19 protein-coding genes and 1 pseudogene are annotated in these 20,709 nt (G+C 54.3%); 4 read left to right on the top strand and 16 right to left on the bottom strand.

Annotation, left to right across the window (positions count from 1 at the left end):
• Positions 1-395: 395 nt before the first annotated feature.
• From E8D52_11130 to E8D52_11115, 4 genes are all read right to left on the bottom strand, one after another.
• Complete coding sequence (locus E8D52_11130; GenBank protein ID TKB67820.1) at positions 396-1,847, bottom strand: RtcB family protein; 1,452 nt, start codon at positions 1,845-1,847, stop codon at positions 396-398.
• A complete protein-coding gene (locus E8D52_11125) occupies positions 1,844-2,281 on the bottom strand; it encodes an archease (protein ID TKB67819.1) in 438 nt (145 codons plus the stop codon). Before E8D52_11125 ends, E8D52_11130 begins: the two co-directional genes overlap by 4 nt.
• Positions 2,282-2,348: 67 nt before the next feature.
• Complete coding sequence (locus E8D52_11120; GenBank protein TKB67818.1) at positions 2,349-3,497, bottom strand: aminopeptidase P family protein; 1,149 nt, start codon at positions 3,495-3,497, stop codon at positions 2,349-2,351.
• A 108-nt stretch (positions 3,498-3,605) separates the two neighbouring features.
• Complete coding sequence (locus E8D52_11115; GenBank protein ID TKB67817.1) at positions 3,606-6,965, bottom strand: AsmA family protein; 3,360 nt, start codon at positions 6,963-6,965, stop codon at positions 3,606-3,608.
• A 273-nt stretch (positions 6,966-7,238) separates the two neighbouring features.
• Here E8D52_11115 and E8D52_11110 point away from each other — a divergent pair, with 273 nt between their 5' ends.
• From E8D52_11110 to E8D52_11100, 3 genes are read left to right on the top strand one after another with little or no spacing between them, the layout of a single operon-like run.
• The gene (locus tag E8D52_11110) at positions 7,239-8,885 is read left to right on the top strand and encodes an alpha-D-glucose phosphate-specific phosphoglucomutase (protein TKB67816.1); all 1,647 of its coding nucleotides are present in this window, start codon (positions 7,239-7,241) and stop codon (positions 8,883-8,885) included.
• A 19-nt stretch (positions 8,886-8,904) separates the two neighbouring features.
• Positions 8,905-9,111, top strand: a complete 207-nt coding sequence (locus E8D52_11105; protein TKB67965.1) for a hypothetical protein — start codon at positions 8,905-8,907, stop codon at positions 9,109-9,111.
• Between the two features lie 30 nt (positions 9,112-9,141).
• On the top strand, positions 9,142-9,957 hold the full coding sequence (locus E8D52_11100; GenBank protein ID TKB67815.1) for a class I SAM-dependent methyltransferase: 816 nt from the start codon (positions 9,142-9,144) through the stop codon (positions 9,955-9,957).
• A gap of 63 nt (positions 9,958-10,020) precedes the next feature.
• On the opposite strand, the gene E8D52_11095 is transcribed toward E8D52_11100, so the two are convergent.
• From E8D52_11095 to E8D52_11040, 12 genes and pseudogenes are all read right to left on the bottom strand, one after another.
• Positions 10,021-10,359 carry a nucleotidyltransferase domain-containing protein gene (locus E8D52_11095; protein TKB67814.1) on the bottom strand — a complete coding sequence of 113 codons (339 nt, stop codon included), beginning with the start codon at positions 10,357-10,359 and terminating at the stop codon, positions 10,021-10,023.
• A gap of 272 nt (positions 10,360-10,631) precedes the next feature.
• Complete coding sequence (locus E8D52_11090; GenBank protein TKB67813.1) at positions 10,632-12,089, bottom strand: hypothetical protein; 1,458 nt, start codon at positions 12,087-12,089, stop codon at positions 10,632-10,634.
• Between the two features lie 545 nt (positions 12,090-12,634).
• Positions 12,635-12,934, bottom strand: a complete 300-nt coding sequence (locus tag E8D52_11085) for a type II toxin-antitoxin system RelE/ParE family toxin (GenBank protein TKB67812.1) — start codon at positions 12,932-12,934, stop codon at positions 12,635-12,637.
• Positions 12,931-13,242, bottom strand: a complete 312-nt coding sequence (locus tag E8D52_11080) for a hypothetical protein (protein ID TKB67811.1) — start codon at positions 13,240-13,242, stop codon at positions 12,931-12,933. Before E8D52_11080 ends, E8D52_11085 begins: the two co-directional genes overlap by 4 nt.
• Before the next feature lie 8 nt (positions 13,243-13,250).
• Positions 13,251-13,586 (bottom strand): annotated as a pseudogene (locus tag E8D52_11075) (lipoyl synthase).
• Positions 13,587-13,631: 45 nt separating this feature from the next.
• On the bottom strand, positions 13,632-13,949 hold the full coding sequence (locus E8D52_11070; GenBank protein TKB67810.1) for a helix-turn-helix transcriptional regulator: 318 nt from the start codon (positions 13,947-13,949) through the stop codon (positions 13,632-13,634).
• Positions 13,939-14,340, bottom strand: a complete 402-nt coding sequence (locus E8D52_11065) for a type II toxin-antitoxin system RelE/ParE family toxin (GenBank protein TKB67809.1) — start codon at positions 14,338-14,340, stop codon at positions 13,939-13,941. The genes E8D52_11070 and E8D52_11065 overlap by 11 nt, the downstream gene beginning before the upstream one ends.
• Before the next feature lie 118 nt (positions 14,341-14,458).
• The gene (gene lipA, locus E8D52_11060) at positions 14,459-15,373 is read right to left on the bottom strand and encodes a lipoyl synthase (protein TKB67808.1); all 915 of its coding nucleotides are present in this window, start codon (positions 15,371-15,373) and stop codon (positions 14,459-14,461) included.
• Positions 15,370-15,747, bottom strand: coding sequence for a hypothetical protein (locus E8D52_11055; GenBank protein ID TKB67807.1), 378 nt, complete (start codon positions 15,745-15,747; stop codon positions 15,370-15,372). Before E8D52_11055 ends, lipA begins: the two co-directional genes overlap by 4 nt.
• Positions 15,748-16,113: a hypothetical protein gene (locus tag E8D52_11050; protein TKB67806.1), complete on the bottom strand. Its 366-nt coding sequence runs from the start codon at positions 16,111-16,113 to the stop codon at positions 15,748-15,750.
• A 47-nt stretch (positions 16,114-16,160) separates the two neighbouring features.
• Positions 16,161-16,472 carry a non-heme iron oxygenase ferredoxin subunit gene (locus tag E8D52_11045; GenBank protein TKB67805.1) on the bottom strand — a complete coding sequence of 104 codons (312 nt, stop codon included), beginning with the start codon at positions 16,470-16,472 and terminating at the stop codon, positions 16,161-16,163.
• Between the two features lie 24 nt (positions 16,473-16,496).
• Positions 16,497-17,372 carry an Mrp/NBP35 family ATP-binding protein gene (locus E8D52_11040; GenBank protein TKB67804.1) on the bottom strand — a complete coding sequence of 292 codons (876 nt, stop codon included), beginning with the start codon at positions 17,370-17,372 and terminating at the stop codon, positions 16,497-16,499.
• 227 nt (positions 17,373-17,599) lie between these two features.
• Here E8D52_11040 and E8D52_11035 point away from each other — a divergent pair, with 227 nt between their 5' ends.
• A complete protein-coding gene (locus E8D52_11035) occupies positions 17,600-20,659 on the top strand; it encodes an aldehyde dehydrogenase family protein (protein ID TKB67803.1) in 3,060 nt (1,019 codons plus the stop codon).
• Positions 20,660-20,709: the final 50 nt, after the last annotated feature.

Genomic DNA, 20,709 nt, shown 5'->3' with positions numbered 1-20,709 from the left:
TAATGACACATCTCCCGAGCAAGCCATCGCTTTGAATCCTTTCAATCACTCAACCAAAGTCATTGCACCGACCATCGCACTGCTCGACGCATGTGCCTAATTTTCATGGCCATGCTCACCTCTGGCTAAAAGGACAAGCAGCGAATACCTATCGTTCTGGGTGCATCTAAAGCGACGATAGCAGCAATTGCTGGTTGGTAAAGAATTGGTTGAAAACCAGCAGTGCCCTTGAGCGGATAGAGAAGGAGAGCTCATATTCCCGCTAGGAAGGCTAGTGACTGAGCGCTCTCACACTATTATCTGTGCGCCATTGAAGGACTCTTTCTGATGAGGAAGGAGTGCGACGTGCTTCATGAAATATGGCTGGTGATCCGAATCTGAACGGAAGGATCGGATTATCCTTTGATATTCCCAATCGGCCGAAGTTCCGCCACTTTCTTGGTGATTCCTGCACGATCGACGGTCTCGACCACCTCGGATATGTCTTTGTACGCAAACCCGGCCTCCTCGGCCAGGCCCGACATGGAGACGGCCTTCACGAGGATCCCTCGCTGTTTCATCTGTTTCTGCACCTGCTCCCCTCGGATGGCCTTCTTCGCCTGCGCCCGTGACATCGTGCGACCAGACCCGTGCATCGTTGATGCAAAGGTGTCACGTACTGCTCCTGCCGTTCCCGCCAACAAATAGGACCCGGTTTCCATGGAGCCGCCGCAAATGACCGGTTGACCAGTCGTCCGATATCGTGGCGGGAGCTCAGGACTCCCCGGCCCTAACGCTCTTGTCGATCCTTTTCGATGCACGACCAACTCGCCCTCCGGATATCGCTCGACTTTGGCAATATTGTGCGCCACGTCATAGACCAGCTCCATACCCAGCTCCTCTGCCGATCGGCCGAATACAGCGGTAAACGCTTCTCGGATCTGATGGGTGATGACCTGGCGATTGGCAAAAGCGGTGTTGGCCGCACAGTTCATAGCCGAAAAATAGTCCTGCCCTTCGACTGATGCGAACGGGGCGCAGGCTAGCTGCTGGTCTTTCACGGAAATTCCATATCGTCGCATCGCCTTCTCAAATACTTTGAGATAATCGCTTGCGACCTGATGACCGAACCCGCGAGATCCGCAGTGGACCATCACAACAATCTGGTCATGACCGGTGATGCCCCAGGCTGAGGCTGTTTCTTGATCAAAGATTCGATCGGTTGATACCACCTGCACTTCAAGATAGTGGTTCCCTGATCCCAAGGTCCCTAGTTGATTGATCCCTCGACTGATCGCCCGGTCGCTGACTTTGGATGGATCGGCCCCGCCGATACAGCCTCTCTCCTCCATCGCTTCAAGATCTTGAGGCCAGCCATAGCCATTCTCAATACACCATCGGGCCCCGCGGACCATGACATCCTCGAACGACGAGCGGTCCAGCTGTACGGACCCGCTCGCACCGACCCCGGCAGGCACTCTCCGGAATAGTTCCGTCATCAATCGTTCGAGCAATGGCTGCACGTCCTTCTGCGTGAGATTGGTCCTCATTAGCCGCATGCCGCAATTCACGTCATACCCAACACCACCAGGCGAGATGATCCCGTTACGGACATCGAAGGCAGCAACACCTCCAATGGGGAAGCCATACCCCCAATGTCCATCTGGCATGCACAGAGCATAACGTCTAATACCGGGGAGGCAGGCGACGTTCGTCACCTGCTCGAACACGCCGGCGTCCATCGATTGCAGAATAGTCGGTGTCGCATAGATCCGTGCTGGAACCAACATGCCAGCCTTCTCACTGATAGGAATTTCCCACACCTCATCAGTAATCCGATTGACTTTCATCTCTGTGTGAAGCTTCATACGTCCACCACTACCCGCGCATGCCAACACATCCCCTTTTGCCTAACATGATACAGATGCTTTGTAATCCCCTTCACATCGTTCCGTAACACCTGCACCAATCCATTGACCGACTCCCCACACAGCTCCCCCTTCAGATGCCAAGAGCCGTTGTCTCCGCATGTGATCGTGAGTGTGAATGTACTGAATACGACTCCATCCGCATCTTTCCAGTACACCAGATCCGAGAGCCAATCGAACAACAGTTCGGCAGGATCCTCTTCTGTTCGTTCCACTGATTTCCGCCAGGCAGACCCGACTGTCGAAGGATCGGCCATCGCGTCGATGACTGCACACGTAGCCCCGTGAAAGAGTTCTTGGAGAGAATCACCGGACGCATCAAACGCCAAGTCAGCCGTGGCAATGTCGTCTAGAAAGCAGAATGAGTGGGACATCGAGTGTCACTCGAAGTGATACGCAAATTTGAACCCATCGTAGGGAGAGTGCGAGTCCTGAAGTGAGCTATCCGAGCTCGAAGATTTTTGGGAAATTGGTGAGGTTCCGGCAGCCGTCCTTGGTGACGAGCACCATGTCCTCGATTCGGACTGCCCCCAATCCTGGATAATACAGCCCTGGTTCAACCGTGACAACGTGGCCCTCTTGGAGGAGTGACCCAGTTCGACTGATCCGTGGCGCTTCGTGAATATCGAGGCCCACACCATGTCCAGTTCCATGAAAGTACCCTTGCATACGTCCATTCACCAAACCGGTCTTGTATCCGGCCTTTTCAAAACGCGCGCAGATGCCCTGATGGATCTTCATACCGTCGACGCCGTCTTTGATCTTGTCGATGGCGTCTTCCTGGGCATCCTTCACAGCGCTATACAACCGTTTGAGTTCCGCACTCACCTTCCCGCGGATCACCGTCCTTGACATGTCGGCAAAATAGCGACTCATAGCCGACCGAGGGAAGACGTCAAAAATAATGCTGCGATGAGCCGGCAACGGTCCGCTTCCTTCATTGTGTGGATCACAGGCCTGCTCTCCCCCTGCCACAATCGTATGCTGGGCAATACAGTCCCGCTCCATGAGCTTCACGTTGACAAACTTTTTGATCCGTTCCGAGGTCACCACCTCGCCATCGAGCCAGAGTTGCTCATCCTTGATCTCAGCTCGGCGTAATAGCATGTGGGCTGCGGCCACGGCTTCTTCTGTGGCCCGCTGCGCGTCTTCGATATGACGTACTTCTTCCGCCGTCTTCAGCACACGCTGTTCATAAAACGGGTCTCGCTTTGGTTTGAGACTGTATCCTCGCTCTTGTAATCGCGCGGCATGGATCACCGGGAAATTCGCCGGCACCGAAAGACGGCGGATCTTGGACTCTTTTAACACCACATGGACGATATCAACTGCGGTCGGGTCTTTGATTCCCTGTTTCTTCGCCTTCTGTTCGATTTCCGAGTAGGACAAGACTCGATCCACTGAGGCTTGAGTCCTGGCACGATCCATTTCCAGATCGCTCATGACCATCAACCGCTCACCTTTGATTTCCAGATAGATGAACGGGTCTGGCGCCATGAAGCGCGTAGCATAGTATAGATTCGAGTCCTGCTCGCTGGCGGCGATGAACAGTGTGGCCAATTCTGGTTGGGAGACGGTAGCGCGTTTCATATGTATGTTAGTGGGACAACAGAGTTGAATGGAAACCCGTGGGATGACAAAGCCTCAAAATTTGTGATGCTAGCATGGGGACGCGGGTCGGTCAAGAATTCACGTTCGTCATGGCACGGCGGGAGCCGGCGATGGAGTCATATCTCTCGGTCGCACTCCGGATTCTTCATCCGGCGTCATCAAATCTATCGGCAGCGTCAGAGTGTTCGTGAGGACATCGACGGCGAGTTGGGCCAACCCCGACAGGCCGGACGCAAAGGACTTGACCGGCAAATAGGTGACCTCGGGATCGTCCAGCGCTCCCTTCGCAGTGAACATCGCCGTAGCGATGCCCTTGCGATCCCCCGCCACGATTCGCCCAAAGAGCGGAATCGTCTTAAGGAATTGGGAGTATGACCCGAACGGACTCACGGCAACGGCCAGATCCAGCTGGTCTGTTGGCAAGTCGTAATTCCCAGCAGCTGTAATTTTCAGAATGGGACTGTCGATAATCAGATTTTCTGTCTGAAACATTCCATCTTGAATGGCAACGGTGGAAGAAATTCTGTTGTATGGAAGCCCCTCCTTCTCAAGGTCAACCTTCCCCTGCAACACAGCCGGCAGGTTCAATAAACTAATGATCTTCCATACTGCTCGCTCATTTGTTTTCAGAATGCGCCCATTTTCCAACAACACCTCGACTTTGCCGTTCAATGAAGGATAGACCCCATGCGGGTTGCGCCCATGCCCGCGAAGCACACCACTGAAACGTATTTCTCCCGATGCGCCCTGGACTTGAGTTTTAGTCAGCCGCAGCAGGTCTTCACAATCTACTCCGGTAGCCCTGATTGACAGGTCAAAATCAGCAGGTGCTTTGGGAGGAAGTTGCACGACGAGCCGTCCGGCCACTTGCCCATGGGTGGACTCACCCGAAAGTCGATCGATATCAAGCACTCCGTCCTGAAGGTTGATTCGGGCGGCAAGTGAGCTGATTTTCAGATGCTTGTATCGGCCACGTGCGACGCCCACAGCCATGGTGATGTGGCTGGTTGCCGCCAACGTTTCGAGGACCTCCCGAATCGGAGTTCGTTCCCCCTTGGGAATCACTAGACTCAGATCTAATTGGTTGGACTCGATCTTGCCGGTGATAATCGGCTTCGCCATCCAATTTCTGACCGTGGCCTCTATGGCGACGTCACTGCCTTGAACCTTAAACGACAACCGCTTGAGTTCGACCTCGTTGCGGGCAAACTTTACGCGGGCATAGAAATCTTGTAGATGCCCATCAATCCCTTTGACCTGCATCAGCCCGTTCGTCACTCCCATCCATCCGGTCACCCGCCAGGTCTTCCAATCCAGCTCCTTTCCTTTGACATCAAGCGAGACTTCGATATTCCCCGCTTCAAACCCATCTGTGGCTAGCCATTCCGGAAGACTGGATACCGATACCGTACCGGTCGCCACGGCCATATCAATCAGAAAACCATTCCCGAACTGCATGGTTCCCTTACCGGGAATAGTCACAGAGGGCAACACCAGCTCGATGCGATGCAGCTTGAGGCTGGTAGACTGAGGCATCACCCCTTCAAACTCCACAGTGGCGCGAGGACCGACGGGTTTTGCAATCACCCCGAACGCGACTTTGGCCTCATCCAACACAACGGACCCTTGGATATGCGGTCTCGCCGTCGAACCAGAGACTGCAATCGTTGAGCTGAACACCCCCTCGAATGCACTCTGTTCAATCACCGAGGAACGAAACAACCGAACCATCTGCGCGGCATCACCGCGCGTACGAATAACAAAATCCTGATAGTGGCTTTGAGGTCCTCCAGTAACGGTCCCGTGAACCTGCACAGCAGTTCCCCCAAGATGTCCGGCAACTTGGTCGAACTGTGTGGTTCCATCGGCCAAGATAAATCGTCCCTGCATCCCGGTCACACGATCCGGTACATTCACATGAGTGAAACTCACTTGACGGGCGTTGATCTCCCCACCTGCAAAGGTGATCCCACCGGGCTGATTCAACGGTCCCACGAGGCGAAATGTGGATTGCGCCGTCCCCTCAGCATCGCGGATACCGGAGAGCAACTGCGTGACTCGCTCCGCTTTCACAGTCTTCGCTAGAAACTCAACGAGCTGCGCCGCCGCCGTCTCTCCTGTGATCTCCAGTTCCAGCCATGGACCAGCATCCAGAAACGACACCTCCGCTTTTCCGTCAGTGATCTGCATGGCCCCATACATTCCAGTGATCTTCGCAATGCGAACACGCCCAGTCTCGACCACCACCGCCGCTGCGAGGTCTTTCGCGGCGATACGATCATTACCGATCAAGCTACGACCTTCGCTGACATGAAACTCTCCGATCGTCGAAAGTTGGGGGCCCCTCGTCGCGGACCCAGTGAGCGTTGCATGCACCACTTGCACCTTGCCATCGATCTGGCGATCAATCAGGAGGGCGGGGAGCTGCGAATGGATCCAGTCTGGGGGGATGGTTTTCAGGAGCTGCGGGAGGGAAACCAGAGAACTGCTGAACGTGACGGCAAACGTCGGCTGAGGAGTCAGCAGTCCGGCTAGATTGGCCTTTCCTCTCAGGGTGATGTTATTCAAATGCGCGGTCATGTCTGAGAGAACCATGTCATATCCGGACACACCGGGCATCACGCGAACGGTACTCTTGAGGTTCAATGCCCCTTGAAGATGCTGAGAAACCGGCCTGGGGCCGAGAAAATCAGCCGCGTCCCGTATCTTGAGGTCAGCGGCGTCCATCTGTCCTTCAAACTGAAACCCGGTGGCCGATTCAGCAACCTCTTCACCGGACAATGACACCGAGGGTTCTGCTCGTTTCACGACACCGTCTAGGGACACGGCGGATGGGCCTGATCCTCCTTGATGCGCTGCTGATACATGCAATTCGGCCAGACCACGATCAGGCCGGACCAGCAGCCTAAACTCAACGTGCTCCAGCTTGAGAGACCGAATGCCATCAGGTCTGGCGGCATCAATGACCGTAATCGTTCCATTGACGAGCGTCGCCTCTCTGATCATGAGTGTCCGCGCCATCATATCCATCGTGTCCCGGTCGACATCCACGGGCCCGTTCAACTCATCGGAGAGATTCCATCGACCACGTTCGTTCCGCCGAAGCGTCAGCGTTGGCTCTTCGATCAACAATCGCTTGCCGACAACTTGTTTTTTGAGGAGTGGCAGGAGGCGTAAGACCAAATCAATACGCTTAGCCGTCAGGACGACCTGCTCTGATTGAGGATCATGAATCTTGACCTCGGTAAGCTCCACGCGGATACTCGGGAAGATCACAAACTTGACGCGATGCACGTCGATCTTTCTACCCAGACTCTCCTCGAGCTGTTCCAGGACAAAGTCTTTGAGATAGTCTTGGCCAGTCAGCTCTCTCGAAAATGAGAGGAACGCAACGGCCAACACCGCGAAGGCGAGTACGATCACGAACGCAAGCCGAAGACGGAACACACCACCCCCTTCAGATTACGGACAGGTTCTTATGGGCATCTTACCGGATCAATCGCTCAAAATCCATGAACTCAGCGTTCTATAAGGGGTTTCTCCACTCCGATTTCATCGTTCCAGGACACCCCTCGTCCGATCGCCATCCATACGTAAGACGGGAAAGATCCTCCGGGGTCACCAGCATTTTTTAATACCGGACAAGAGTGCGATCTTATTTTCGCATACATGGGCCCTCTACAGTTGACAGCGACCAGACATTAGAACTACACCTCTCCTATGGCAATTCATTCCCGTGCAGGACAACCAGCGCCGGCCTCGATTCTGGTGGATGTGGGAAAACTCCTCTCTGCCTATTCGACCGAGAAACCTGACCCATCTGTCCGAGAACAACGCGTGTCATTTGGTACATCAGGGCATCGTGGCTCTTCGTTCAAACGAAGCTTCAATGAAAACCATATCGTGGCGATCACTCAGGCAATTTGCGAATACCGGGCTGCGCAGCACACGACGGGGCCGCTGTATTTAGGGAAAGACACCCATGCGCTGTCAGAACCCGCATGTGCAACCGCCCTTGAAAGCCTTTCGGCCAATGGTGTTGAGGTCATGATCGACAAGGACGGGGGCTTCACACCGACCCCGGTCATCTCTCATGCCATCCTCACCTACAACCGAGGCCGAACCTCCGGTCTGGCCGATGGCATCATCATCACCCCATCGCACAATCCCCCGGAAGACGGCGGGATCAAGTACAACCCGCCGAGCGGTGGCCCGGCCGATACACAGATTACGAAGTGGATCGAGGATCGAGCCAATTCCCTTCTAGCCGCCAACCTCCACGGAGTGACACGTCTTCCCATTGAACAGGCCAGACGGGCATCAACCACACATCAGCACGACTATATCGGGGCCTACGTGAACGATCTGAGCAACGTGTTGGATATGGATACTATCAAAGCTGCGGGGCTCAAGCTTGGGATCGACCCGCTCGGCGGGTCCGGTGTAGCCTACTGGCAGCCGATTGTCGAACGCTACGGATTGAACATCGAGGTCGTGAATCCAGAAGTCGATCCAACGTTCCGTTTCATGCCCTTGGATTGGGACGGCAAGATTCGGATGGACTGCTCTTCTCCCTACGCCATGGCCAATCTCATTGCCTTAAAAGATCGCTTTGATGTGGCCTTCGGCAATGATGCCGATAACGACCGGCACGGCATCGTCACTCGTTCAGGCTTAATGAATCCGAACCATTACCTGGCCGTCTCGATTGCCTACCTCTTTGCCAGTCGTCCCGGTTGGAAATCCTACGCCGGGATTGGCAAGACTTTAGTCAGCAGCAGCTTGATCGACCGAGTTGCGGCTAGACTGAAACAGAAACTGGTGGAAGTCCCGGTTGGCTTCAAGTGGTTCGTCAGCGGTCTACTCGATGGCTCGCTTGGCTTTGGCGGCGAGGAAAGCGCCGGTGCCTCGTTCCTCCGCCGTGATGGAACAGTCTGGTCGACTGATAAGGACGGCATCATCATGGATCTACTGGCCGCTGAAATGATGGCAAAAACCGGCCTTGATCCATCCGAGTTGTACCGAGCCCTCACGAACGAACTGGGCGAGCCGGTGTATGAACGGATCGACGCCCCGGCCACGCCAGAGCAGAAAGCCATTCTGTCCAAACTTTCTCCGGATCAAGTCAAGCCAACAGAGCTGGCTGGCGATCGAATCGTGGCGATGCTCACCAAGGCTCCAGGCAACGGCGCGGCGATCGGTGGCCTCAAAGTTGTGACCGAGAACGGCTGGTTCGCCGCCAGGCCCTCTGGGACAGAAGATGTGTACAAGCTCTATGCGGAGAGCTTTAAGGGGCACACGCATCTGAAGCAGATACAAGAGGAAGCGCAGGCGCTGATTGCCAAGGCCCTGGCGTCAGCCACGTGAGAAACCAGCTATGTTTGAGCTGGGGAATACCGCAGCCCTAATCTGGAGTCTGATCTTCGGATCGATTGGTACCGGTTTTGCCATCTATGGCAAAAGACAAAAGGCCATTGTCCCGTTGTGCATTGGAGTGGCCCTCTGTGTCTTTCCCTATTTTATCGAGAACGTCTACGTGCTCGTCTTTGTTGGAGTGGTGTTAATGGCAATTCCATATTTTGTGCGGGTGTGACACCAAGCATGATCCCCTCATTTTTCTAGCATGACTGTTTCACCTACTCTTCGCTGGCCCCTGCCAAAGCACGACTATTGGTCTACACCGTTTGCCGAATCGTTACTTCAACATCTAGACCTTCGCCCTGGTCTAAAAATCCTCGATGTCGCATCCGGCCACGGCATTCCGGCCTTCTATCTCGCTGAGCAGATCGGCTCTTCCGGCGAGGTACTAGCCATCGATGTGAGCGCCGGGCAGGTCGCTCGCGCAAGAGCCATTCAAGGCTCACAATTACCATGGCTCCGTTTCGCCTGTGCTGACATGCGCGCCCTGCCTCCTGATCTGCCGACCTTCGATCGCGTCACAGGCAATCTCTCCGTCATGTTCTTTCGCCCCAATCGGTATGAAGCAGTGCAGGGACTCATCGAACGACTTCATCCAAGCGGTCAACTCGTCCTGACCTTTCCGTCCTATGGAACATTCGATTCACTGTGGCAGCGGGTGGATCAGGCGATGGTTCAACAAGGGCTGATCAACGAACGAGAGCGATTCCAGGACTATCTGAAGGAACGTCCGTCAGCTCAGGATGGACGAAGATGGTTTAAGGAACTCGATCTTGAACGGGTCGAGGCTATCGAGTATCCGCTTGAAGTGGCGACTGGCCCTGGTCAAGAGTTTCTCTATCATCCTTTACTTCGTGGCGGCTTTCTCGATGACGTGTACGAATGTTTCGAGGATCAGTCCCTCGCCGAGCAGTTCATGATCGACATCGCTCAAGACATTACCCGATTCACCCCGCTGATCGCGCAACGTTGCGTGCTCTCAGGATGGAGACGGAATCCGAATGCCGATTGCGAGGGTTAAGAGCGGGTGCCCGTCGGCATGCGAGCAAGTACGCAGTCGTGCACGTGTTCAGCTAGAGCCGACCTATCTTTCATAGAGCAACTTGCCTTCGGCCAGCACGGTGGAGATGAAGGCATTGGGCACGGTCTTCCATTCTTCGACCTCCTGAGGAGTCCAGACCACAATATCCTTGGCGGGAAACATCCCGCAGAGCACCCGCCGATACCGTCCCGAGCGCCGATAGCGAGGCATATCGGATTCTTCGATGATCAGCAGATCCAAATCGCTGTCCGGACGGGCTGTGCCCTTGGCATAGGAGCCGAACAGGACGATCTTGACGGGAGAGCCAATAGTGAGAATGCGACGGACCACTTCGACGAGGAGTTGGTCTGTGACCGGTGGAAATGTGAGAACACCCGACATCCGTTGAGACCTCCGAAGAGCCCACTGCCGTCATGATAGCGAATGCCGCCGAGCTTTTCCACAAATGGAAGGATCAGCTGGATCTCCCTCCGACTCTCTATGCCCTCAACATCATCATACAGCCACGACTGTGGGAATCGAGGCCTGCATGACCATTGACTTAACGCGCAGCAGCCGGATCGATGAGATGGGAGGGATATCCATTCGGCGAAGTCACTTATCGCACTTTCTTGTCGTGCCCGCAAACTCTCTCGTCGAGGCGGACAACTTGATTACCGCGCATGAAGTCTTCGGATTTCTTCCGCGCTGATAATAAAGTCACGTCCTACTTTCTCCCTATACGGGATAGCCTCATGATCAAGTCCGAACTGTTCATACAGTGATGCAACAAGGAGGTATGCAATCCGGCCAGGATTAATGTCCTGAGATCGCCACAATGCCTTTGCTCTCAACTGTGATTCAGCGGCGTAATGTATATTCTGTCCAAACCTCCAGGGATCACCGCCTACTGGTCCCGGAATTAAGCCACAATTCATTTCACCAACTTTCGTATTCCGAAGCTCAAGAACGTAATGCACATCAAACGAAACATCACCCGGCTTAGGATCAGCCTGGGCAAAAATAGCTTCACTCAGTTGGCAAAAGAGAAGAGAGGTCTCAATCAGAGCCAACGGCTGAATCCTAAGTGGAACTCCCTCCCTCTGAGTGAGCCGCCAGCAGACAGAGTCGAGTGCATCAGCGGCGAAGATCAGCGTGCCATCATCCCACAGATTCAGGGTCTTATACTTGACTTCGAGGGACCTGCGTCTATGCCCGCCTGGAACGATCCGTGCTGCCCTGCCATCCACATTTAAGTCGAAACCAGATGGCCGGATCTGCGGCGGATTTTCAAGCAACTTCACCACTGGCGCATCGTTTGAAGTGAACAGACTCGGAATTTTGACTTTATGGGATGGGATGGCAGCTAGAAGGTAGGTTGGATGAGTTGGGCCTAATTCCAATTCTCCTGCCACAATTCCTATTCGCTGATCGAGGGTTTCAATTGCATCGGATTCTGACGATAGCTGACCTGGCTGATCCCGCCACGCCTGTTCGATAGCTACACGGATTTCCTCTAACTGCGTATTGAGAGCATTAAAATTAAGACCGTCCTTTAGCCTTGCGTGCAGCTCAATAACAGACATGGGAATATTGTCATCGCGCCTGCGTTCAACATATCCAAACAGTGTTCCAAGCGTCTTCGTTTTCTTCTTGTCTCCATCATTCCCGTTTGCCCTTTCCTCGACCGTTTTGGTTATGAGAAAAGGCCGGATGGATGAAGGCTGTGGTGGTATGCGTATCGAAGCGATGCCTTCCTTAGAATTCCCCTTGGAAGGCCACCATTTCCATTCGATATTTCTTATTACCGGGTATACCCATCGGTCCAGCACGTCTTTATAGACTTCGAAATCGATCCTATCTTCTGAAAATGGGTGAAGTTTCCTTATCTCATCTCCTGTGTGAAACGAAGACTTCTCAGTCTTGACGCCGAGAAGTAGCAGCCCACCAGAAGCATTTGCGAAGCTTGAAATGTCCTTGGCAAGTTCTCGATTTTGCGAAGCGTCTTGTAGACAATATGGGGTGAGTTTGCACTCAAGATCTTGGTGTTCAATGCCACCGATCAGACGTTCAAATTCGCCTGTGACCAGTATCTCCCTAACAACTTCTTGATCAAGCACCTTGAATGCCATTGCCTGTTATCCAATCGAAGACTTAACCAAAAGGGAGTAGATAAGCATCGTGTTGCACAGGCTACTTCTCGCCGTTGAGGGTGTCAACCCAGGGGAGGTGGAAATAGCAGCGATTGATGGAGCTCGGTAGCGGATGAATCATCAATATAGGGTCTACCATGGGAATTTGCAGGTGACAGGGCGGCGTCATTCGGGTATACGGGCTCCTGACGGAGGTGTGGCTCGTGGGGTTGGCCCCCGCTTAAAACATGCTCTTGCAATTTCTAGCGGGATGTTCTGACATGAGTATGGACTTATTTTCCGCGGGCGTATGACACATCACACCTCGAACGTACTCCCTATCCCCTCGACTTCTATACCGCGCTTGCTTTCTTTCCCGCCCGGTATTTCAGTCACCCACTCTGAGGCCGATCCGCTTTAATGCTAAGGTCATAGTGATGCTCACCAAGGCCGTAAGCACTGACACGGCATTGGTGGCCGGAAGAGCAAATGGATTATGCTGACTCGAAGACCGCTACGGGGAACACTCTCTCAGCTTGGCTTTGTTAAGAATGGAGCCGATCTTCCCAGTAACCAGGCCGGCGGCGAAGATGCATCACCGCGACTATGACGACTTCATCAGCGGTAACCGCGTACAGAACTCCAAATGGAAACCGCTTCAAGAGGCGGCGCCTGATCTCCTTCTTCACCATGGGCGCGGCTTCCGGATAGGTCAGGACGGCGGCCACCGTCCTTTCGACCTCAATGAGGAATTCGGATCCGAGACCGGCTGATTGTTGTTGGTAGTACTGAGCCGCAGCAATCATTTCCTCCTCAGCAGAGGGCAGAAAGATAGCTGTCATCATCCGAGTTTAGATTTGGCTTCGCGAAAAACTTGCTCGGCGGGTTTGCCTGTTAACTTCCCTTGTCTGTATGCCAGATAGCGACGTTCAGCTTCGTCTAGCCAAGCCGCTTCCGCATCAACGTCTTCTCCGGGGTCAATACTTGCGATGAGATGGTGCGCCAGAACCGCACGATCCTTCTTTGGTAGCCGGCTTGCTTCTTGTTCTAATTCGCCGACTGATTTTGGCATGGCGATTTTTCTCAGTGAACTTCTATCACCACTGTACGGCGATTCCATACCATTTGCAACGGCTTCAGCAGATGGAGGCACTATAACAACTACTTGCTAGAAACCTGTTGCTCTGCATGATAGGAGCTCCTCACCAACGGCCCGGATTCGACATGAGTAAAACCCATCGTAAGCCCTTCTTCCTTCAGCAGCGCAAATTTGGAAGGATCATAGAATCGGGCGACGGGCAGATGCTCTCTGGTCGGTTGGAGATATTGACCAATGGTGATGATGTCGCACTGGACTGTTCGGAGGTCCCGCATGACCGCTCGCGCTTCGTCAAGTGTCTCCCCCATTCCTAGGATCAATCCGGACTTCGTCTTCATCCCATGCTGCTTGACCCTCGCGAGCAAATCGATCGACCGCTGATATTTTCCTTGCGGCACGCGACAGTGGAGTCTGGCCTGACTATTGAGTGACGAAACCATGCACTAGGCAGCTCGGTCGGTGTTTGGTCCTGGCTCTAAGGAAATCTCCAGTCGACCGCCACAAGCACGGACAATCTTTTGCAACGTGCGGAGCTCATAGCGATCATATTCCGCATTTTCGTAACGGCTGATCGCCGAGGCTGTAGTGCCAGTACGTTTCGCCACTTGCGCTTGGGTCAATCCTGCCCCCAGGCGCAGCCGAGCGAGCTGCTCACCGATGGCCAGCTTTTGCAGCTCTTCTTCAAATCCTTTGCGGAATTTTGAACCCGCGAGCTTCCTATCCAACCAGCCTTTGCCCATTCCCACAGCTCTAGCTTTCATACCAAACTCTCCCTTCAAAGTCTTTCTTACACGTTTCGGCTCGATCAATTTCTCGTTTTGGTGTTTTGTCTCCAGCTTTCCTGAATCCATGCGTCAAAATCAGCCGACGACCGACAAAAAAGAAGCACAGGATGCGATCAGCCTCGACTTTAAACTCGAAGAGCTGATCGGTCCCGGTCAAATGTTTAAACTTACGCTCATTCCAGATCTTTCCAGTGTCCCCCATGCGCACAAACAGAGCGGCGAACTTCTGCTGAGCTGCAACCGAAAGCTGTTCGAGCCAGTCTTCTGCTGGCATGGTGCCATTGGGAGCAATGTAAAACTCAATTCGGAGGACCGTGCCGTCATAGACCAACCGGGTTAATGGTGACTTACTTGAGGGATGCGCCATTCGCTCCCCTGTCTGAAGATAGCATATATGCTATCAACCAAACAAGCGAAAGAGTCGGTGCGGAGACACAACGACACAGGCTGGAATGTTTTCCAGACTAGATGAAGCTCGGCCACAACTATGCGCCAGCTACCTGTTGCTCAGCATGATAGGAACTGCGAACCAACGGCCCAGATTCGACATGGCTAAAACCCATGGCGAGGCCTTCTTCTTTGAGTGCAGCAAATTCGGAGGGATCATAGAACCGAGCGACGGGCAGATGCTCTCTCGTCGGCTGGAGGTATTGGCCGATCGTGATGATGTCGCAATTGACTGCCCGAAGGTCACGCATTACGTCACGCGCTTCGTCGAGTGTCTCCCCCATGCCAAGAATCAAACCTGACTTTGTTTTCATCCCTTGCTGCTTCGCCCTCGCGAGCAAGTTAATTGACCGTTGATATTTGCCTTGCGGGCGAATCGATGGGAAGAGCCGCCGTACTGTTTCAATGTTGTGATTCAGAATTTCCGGCTTTTCCGCACAGACCGTCGCCAGTGCCTCCTCGTTGCCTTCAAAATCTGGAATCAACACTTCGATCGTGCATGTCGGGTTCAGCCGTTTCGTCTGCCTGATCGTTTCGGCAAAGACCGATGCCCCACCATCCTCTAACTCATCACGATTCACCGAGGTAATCACCGCATGGCGTAAACCAAGCGCCTGAATCGCTTCCGCGACACGACCTGGTTCCTTCTCATCTACTGCGAGCGGCCTTCCTGTCTCGACTGAACAGTAGTGACATCGCCTGGTACAGATATCGCCCAGGATCAGGAACGTCGCAGTACGCGCATTCCAACATTCCCATCGGTTTGGACAACGAGCCTCTTCGCAGATCGTGTGGAGTTTGAGCCGCTCCATCGTCTGTTTGATATCAAGATAGTCTGATCCTGTCTTCGCATTGACCTTAAACCATGATGGAAGGCGAGGCCGGCTCGTACCTACGAGGGGCTGCGCACCTGTCGCTGAAGATCGGAGATCGCTCAATGGGACAAAACTCATGAACGTGATCCATCCGAAGAGTTGGGCCAGAACCAACTGAGAACTTTTCCCAAAAGGCTAAATCGCGCAGGCTCAGCTTGTGGAGGATCTGGATATTCTACCCACAGCTCCTGTGAACCCAGATAGATTCCGTCGCGAAAACTCCTTTGAGTTTTGAGCTGCCGGTAACCCTGACTATGCAACGTCTGGATCAAGATGGTGAGTGCGTCATCCTGGGTCGGATGAATCTCCGTCGTGACACGGACGGTCTCATACCGTAACAACGCTCGATAGCCTTCTCCTACACGATCAAACTCAACCGGTCTGCTAAATCCCCGTTCCCGGTTGTCCAACCCAGCGAGCTGATGTTTGTCGAGCCCTTCCCCATCCATCATTCATGCTAAGGCTCGATACACGGCAACCAAGTCACTCAACGCAATAGTCTTGTTCTTGAGTATGGCCCGTTCCGATTGAATCATCTCTCGAATCTTGGGATCGGCCGCACCAGATTTGAGACAGGAGGCGCCGAGCGCCAGAATTCGGTCACACTCGTCGGCGAGCTTTCTCTTCACAACAGGATTCACCGACACAATCTCCATGAGCTGGCGTCGTGTTTCATCGAGATGCCCCTGGAGTTCGGAATCCGGATAGCTCTTCCGAGCTGCTTCATCGAAGCAGCGATCGAGGTACTGAGTCAAAAAGACGTAGAGGCGCACGAGCGCGGCCGCGATTTCCGTTTGATCATTCGTAGAGACAGGCATACGTTCTCCCTCCGTCTGAGGTAACGGCCAATAGCGAGAGCATGACGTCAGACATCCAGTAATACCTTCACATCATTGCCTTCGATTTTCACTTGATAGGCTTCCACCTTCGAGGATGGGTTATTCATGCACGAGCCGGTCGTCACATCGAACCGCCAGCCATGCCACGGACAGGTGACAATATTGCCTTCCAACTCGCCCTCGCCCAATGGCCCCTCCCGATGGCAACAGGTGTTGTTGATCGCATGGATCGTCCCATCCACATTGAATACGGCCAACGTCTTCCCATTGGCTTCTGCCATAATCCCATGCCCGAGCTTTACATCTGTTAGGGCTGCAATACGTACGAACTCCGCCATGCCTTCCCTCCACTATGAGACCGTTCAATTGGGACTAAATGGCTGCTTGATCTTCTTCAGCAAACTATCGACTGACAGGCCACTTTTCTCAGCACCACCGAGTGCTCCCATAAGCTTCTTTGCAATATCCCGAAACGCCTCAGCCTGAGGGGATGCCGGATTGGCCACGACGATGGGATGGCCGGTATCGCCCCCATCTCGAATGGCGGGATCAATCGGGATCCGGCCAAGGAACGGCACCTCGACCTTGGCGGCTGCCCGCTCGCCCCCACCATAGGAGAAAATCTCCGTCCGCTCACCACAGTGGCCACACACAAAATGGCTCATATTCTCGATAATGCCCAGAAGCGGAACATTCACTTTTTGAAACATCGCCATGCCTTTACGAACGTCGTAGAGCGCAACTTCTTGAGGCGTGGTCACGGTAATCGCCCCAGCCAACGGAACCATTTGTGACAAGGAGAGCTGCACATCACCGGTGCCTGGCGGTAGATCAATCAGCAGATAGTCCAACTCACCCCAGAGCACATCTCGGAAAAAAGCTTGCAGGTATTGATGGACCATCGGGCCACGCCAGACCAGTGCGGTCTCTTCCGGCACGAGGAACGCCATGGAAATTAATTTTACCCCGTAGTTCTCAACAGGAACGATTTTGCCGTCCTTCTGTTCAGGGCCGGTGGTACACCCCATCATCATGGGGATGTTAGGACCGTAGAGATCAGCGTCCAAGAGACCGACCTTCGCACCGGCTAGCGCCAAGGCACACGCCAGGTTCGACGACACGGTGGACTTCCCGACTCCACCCTTCCCACTGCTGATCGCCACGACATGTTTGACACCGGGAATCAAATTATCTTTTCCCTGGGGTTGCTGCGTCCCATGGGCATGTTCATCAGCCATAGATAGTCTCCAGTTCAGGTATGTTGGACCGCATCGTTCAGTAATGACGCCTCTCATCGAAGCGCCATCACGCCTGATCCCATTATCATAAGGGATGCACCACGTGAAATGAAATGGGCCGGTCGGGCTATCCTCCATGCGCCGACTGGGGCAGCAAAGAACAATGACCACCAGTCGACTGGGATGTATACTGAAACCATACAGAATCATTATTTTCAGGATGATCGATGACCACCTCACCTGCTCTTGAGCCAGCCATCCTCCGCATTGGCGAACGGCTTGCGCAACTGTCGGCCGGCCTTTCACCCTCCATTTTCGATGGCCGCTGGTGGTCCCATTCGGTGATCAATCTGGCGATGAAGGATGCGTCGTTTAAGACTCGGCTATTCCACTTCATTGATGTCCTTCCAGTCATTCAGGACGATGAACGAGTCGTCGCACTGGCCGAAGAATATTTTGGCCACACCATCGGAGAACTCTTCGGCCTTCAGTGGGGATGGAAGGCCCTGACTGCAACCAGGGTGGGTGCCCGTCTTACCGGTCAATCGATCAGAAAACAGATCGAACAGATGGCCACATCGTTCATCGCCGGAGCGTCAGTTGAAGAAGCGGTTCCGGCCTTGTCACAGTTATGGACAGACGGGCGAGCCTGGTCTGTTGATCTCTTGGGCGAGGCCACCATCAGCGAGCAGGAGGCTGATCGCTATCGTGACCAGTGCCTGAACGCCTTAATTGAACTGGAGCGCGCCACGAAGACCTGGTCTTCCAATCACTTGCTGGAACGAGACCACCTGGGATCCATCCCGCGCGTGCAACTCTCACTCAAGATTTCGGCTCTCTCCTCTCGGCTGGACCCAATCGATCCCGATGGAAATTACGAGTCGGTCGCCACACGTCTTCGGCCACTGGTGGACCTTGCCCAGTCGCTGCCAGCCGGATTGATTTTCGATATGGAGCAGGCGGAGACCAAAGACCTGATCCTGCATATCTTCAAGCAGCTCTTCGCAGAGCCGGCCTACCGATCCTATCCCTATGCCGGACTCGCGCTGCAGGCCTATCACCGAGACACCGAACGAGACGTACAGGATCTCGTAGCCTGGACACGAACACGTCAGGCGCCGATTACCATCCGATTAGTCAAAGGCGCCTATTGGGATTCAGACACGGTCCGATATCGGCAAGCAGGCTGGCCACCTCCGCTGTTTGGCCATAAGGCAGAGACCGACATTCAGTACGAACGTTTGATTCCGGTGCTGTTTGAGCATGCCGATCTCATCCGCCCCGCGTTCGGCACGCACAATCTTCGCACGTTAGCTGCCATCGAAGCCCATGCGGAAGCACGGAGCCTGGCCCCTGATGCGCGCGAGTACCAAATGATCTTCGGCATGGCGGAGCCGTTCCAGCAATCCATGGTCAAATTAGGTCGTCGTGTCCGCCTGTACAGTCCTGTGGGTCGGCTTCTCCCCGGTATGGCCTATCTGGTGCGACGGCTCTTGGAAAATACGTCGAACGAATCGTTTCTTCAGAAAGAGTATGTCCAGTCCCAGCCATTGGCCCAGCTCCTTGTTCCCCCAACAGTGCCGGTCCAGCTCCACCACACGCCAACGAATGGCGAGAAGAGTTTTAACAACGAACCACACAGCGATTTTTCACAGACAGAGGTGCGCAAGGCCATGCAGGCAAGTATTGGATCGGTTCAATCTCAATTGGGCCGAGAATGGCACGGTGGAGCACCCGGTATCAGACTGACCGGCCCATGGCTGGAATCCCGGAATCCTTGTCAACCAACTGAAATCGTGGCCCGGGTGCGGAGCGCAGCGGTATCCGATCTGGACCGAGTTATCGAACAGGCGCTCCAAGAATGGGACCCTTGGCGACAGAAAGCTCCGCAAGCGCGATCTGAAATCCTGCGTCAGGCAGCGTTGGAGATGAGCCGCCGTCGCTACGAGCTTGCGGCCTGGGAGATCTTCGAAGTCGGCAAGACTTGGCGGGAGGCCGACGCAGATGTCGCAGAAGCGATCGACTTCCTTCGCTACTATGCAGACGAGATGGACCGTCTGGCCAAACCAGTACGATTAGGCCACCGTCCGGGAGAGCTCAACCAGCGCACCTATGCACCGCGCGGTGTGACCGTCGTCATCGCGCCATGGAACTTTCCACTCGCCATCCCCGTCGGAATGGTTTCTGCGGCACTTGTGACCGGCAATCCAGTGCTCTTCAAACCATCGGACCGCTCGCCCGGCTTAGGAATGCTGCTCACGGACATCTTCATCGAGGCCGGTGTACCGGCTGGATGCTTGACCTGCCTCCCAGGTGGGCCGGAAGTCGGCCAAGCGCTCGTCGCACATTCCCAGGTCGCAACGATCGCGTTTACCGGATCGAAGAGCGTGGGCCTCCATATCTTGGCCGAGGCAGCGCGCGTGAGCCCAGGACAACCGATGGTCAAGCGGGTGATTGCTGAGATGGGTGGGAAGAATGCCATCATCATCGATGACACCGCGGATCTCGACGAAGCGATTGCCGGCGTCGTCGCATCGTTCTCCGGCTACGCGGGGCAGAAATGCTCGGCTTGCTCCCGAGTCATCGTCCATCGCACCGTCTACGACTCCTTTGTTTCCCGCCTGCGTGAGGCCGTGCTGAGTTTGGACATCGGTGACCCATCGCGACCCGGTACCAGAGTGGGGCCCGTGATCGACGCACGAGCCCAAACGACCATCCAACGCTATATTTCACTCGGTCTCGAAGAAGGCCCGCTCCTCGTGCAGCGCACCGCAGATCAGAATGGATATTTTGTCGGGCCGACGGTGTTTGTCGATATCCAACCACATCACCGTGTGGCCCAGGAGGAAATCTTTGGACCGGTGTTGGCCGTCATGAAAGCTGACAGTTTTGCCGATGCGATCCGCGTGGCCAACGAAACCGAGTATGCGTTGACCGGAGGGGTCTATGCCAGGAGTCCTGCCAATCTTGCGATGGCCCGCGAGCGGTTCGACGTAGGGAATCTGTACTTAAATCGACCAACCACCGGTGCCCTTGTTGCTCGTCAACCATTCGGTGGGCACCGCTCAAGGTGGCGATCAAGCGCTTCCTGCGCCCGCTTGAGGGTTTCGCGTGTTTTACTCTCTTCTTCTTTCTTTTTCTTTTCATCGGCTATGAGAATAGCCTTTTCAGTTTTGGGGCTGCGGCTCAGGCGTGAATTATTCTTGCTCGTGTCGCTGCCGAAAACAGCGCGCCTGAGATCGGTTTCGACACGCTCTCTTTCCTTGCGTGCCTCATCATCGACCTGATCGTTTTCGTTATCGTATCCCATCACACACCTTCAACATCCCCGCTTATT

The organism is Nitrospira sp. (assembly GCA_005116745.1).
In the GTDB taxonomy this organism is placed as follows: domain Bacteria; phylum Nitrospirota; class Nitrospiria; order Nitrospirales; family Nitrospiraceae; genus Nitrospira_D.
The sequence above is the reverse complement of the archived record's forward strand: the minus strand, read 5'-3'. Positions and strand labels throughout refer to the sequence as shown.

Coding starts and splice junctions, on each gene's coding strand:
- E8D52_11045 (TKB67805.1), bottom strand. CDS start 16,472: ATGGCGGAGTTCGTACGTATTGCAGCCCTAACAGATGTAAAGCTCGGG.
- E8D52_11055 (TKB67807.1), bottom strand. CDS start 15,747: ATGATGGATGGGGAAGGGCTCGACAAACATCAGCTCGCTGGGTTGGAC.
- E8D52_11130 (TKB67820.1), bottom strand. CDS start 1,847: ATGAAGCTTCACACAGAGATGAAAGTCAATCGGATTACTGATGAGGTG.
- E8D52_11090 (TKB67813.1), bottom strand. CDS start 12,089: ATGGCATTCAAGGTGCTTGATCAAGAAGTTGTTAGGGAGATACTGGTC.
- E8D52_11050 (TKB67806.1), bottom strand. CDS start 16,113: ATGCCTGTCTCTACGAATGATCAAACGGAAATCGCGGCCGCGCTCGTG.
- E8D52_11070 (TKB67810.1), bottom strand. CDS start 13,949: ATGAAAGCTAGAGCTGTGGGAATGGGCAAAGGCTGGTTGGATAGGAAG.
- E8D52_11035 (TKB67803.1), top strand. CDS start 17,600: ATGACCACCTCACCTGCTCTTGAGCCAGCCATCCTCCGCATTGGCGAA.
- E8D52_11095 (TKB67814.1), bottom strand. CDS start 10,359: ATGTCGGGTGTTCTCACATTTCCACCGGTCACAGACCAACTCCTCGTC.
- E8D52_11040 (TKB67804.1), bottom strand. CDS start 17,372: ATGGCTGATGAACATGCCCATGGGACGCAGCAACCCCAGGGAAAAGAT.
- E8D52_11065 (TKB67809.1), bottom strand. CDS start 14,340: ATGGCGCATCCCTCAAGTAAGTCACCATTAACCCGGTTGGTCTATGAC.
- E8D52_11120 (TKB67818.1), bottom strand. CDS start 3,497: ATGAAACGCGCTACCGTCTCCCAACCAGAATTGGCCACACTGTTCATC.
- E8D52_11110 (TKB67816.1), top strand. CDS start 7,239: ATGGCAATTCATTCCCGTGCAGGACAACCAGCGCCGGCCTCGATTCTG.
- E8D52_11125 (TKB67819.1), bottom strand. CDS start 2,281: ATGTCCCACTCATTCTGCTTTCTAGACGACATTGCCACGGCTGACTTG.
- lipA (TKB67808.1), bottom strand. CDS start 15,373: ATGAGTTTTGTCCCATTGAGCGATCTCCGATCTTCAGCGACAGGTGCG.
- E8D52_11100 (TKB67815.1), top strand. CDS start 9,142: ATGACTGTTTCACCTACTCTTCGCTGGCCCCTGCCAAAGCACGACTAT.
- E8D52_11085 (TKB67812.1), bottom strand. CDS start 12,934: ATGATGACAGCTATCTTTCTGCCCTCTGCTGAGGAGGAAATGATTGCT.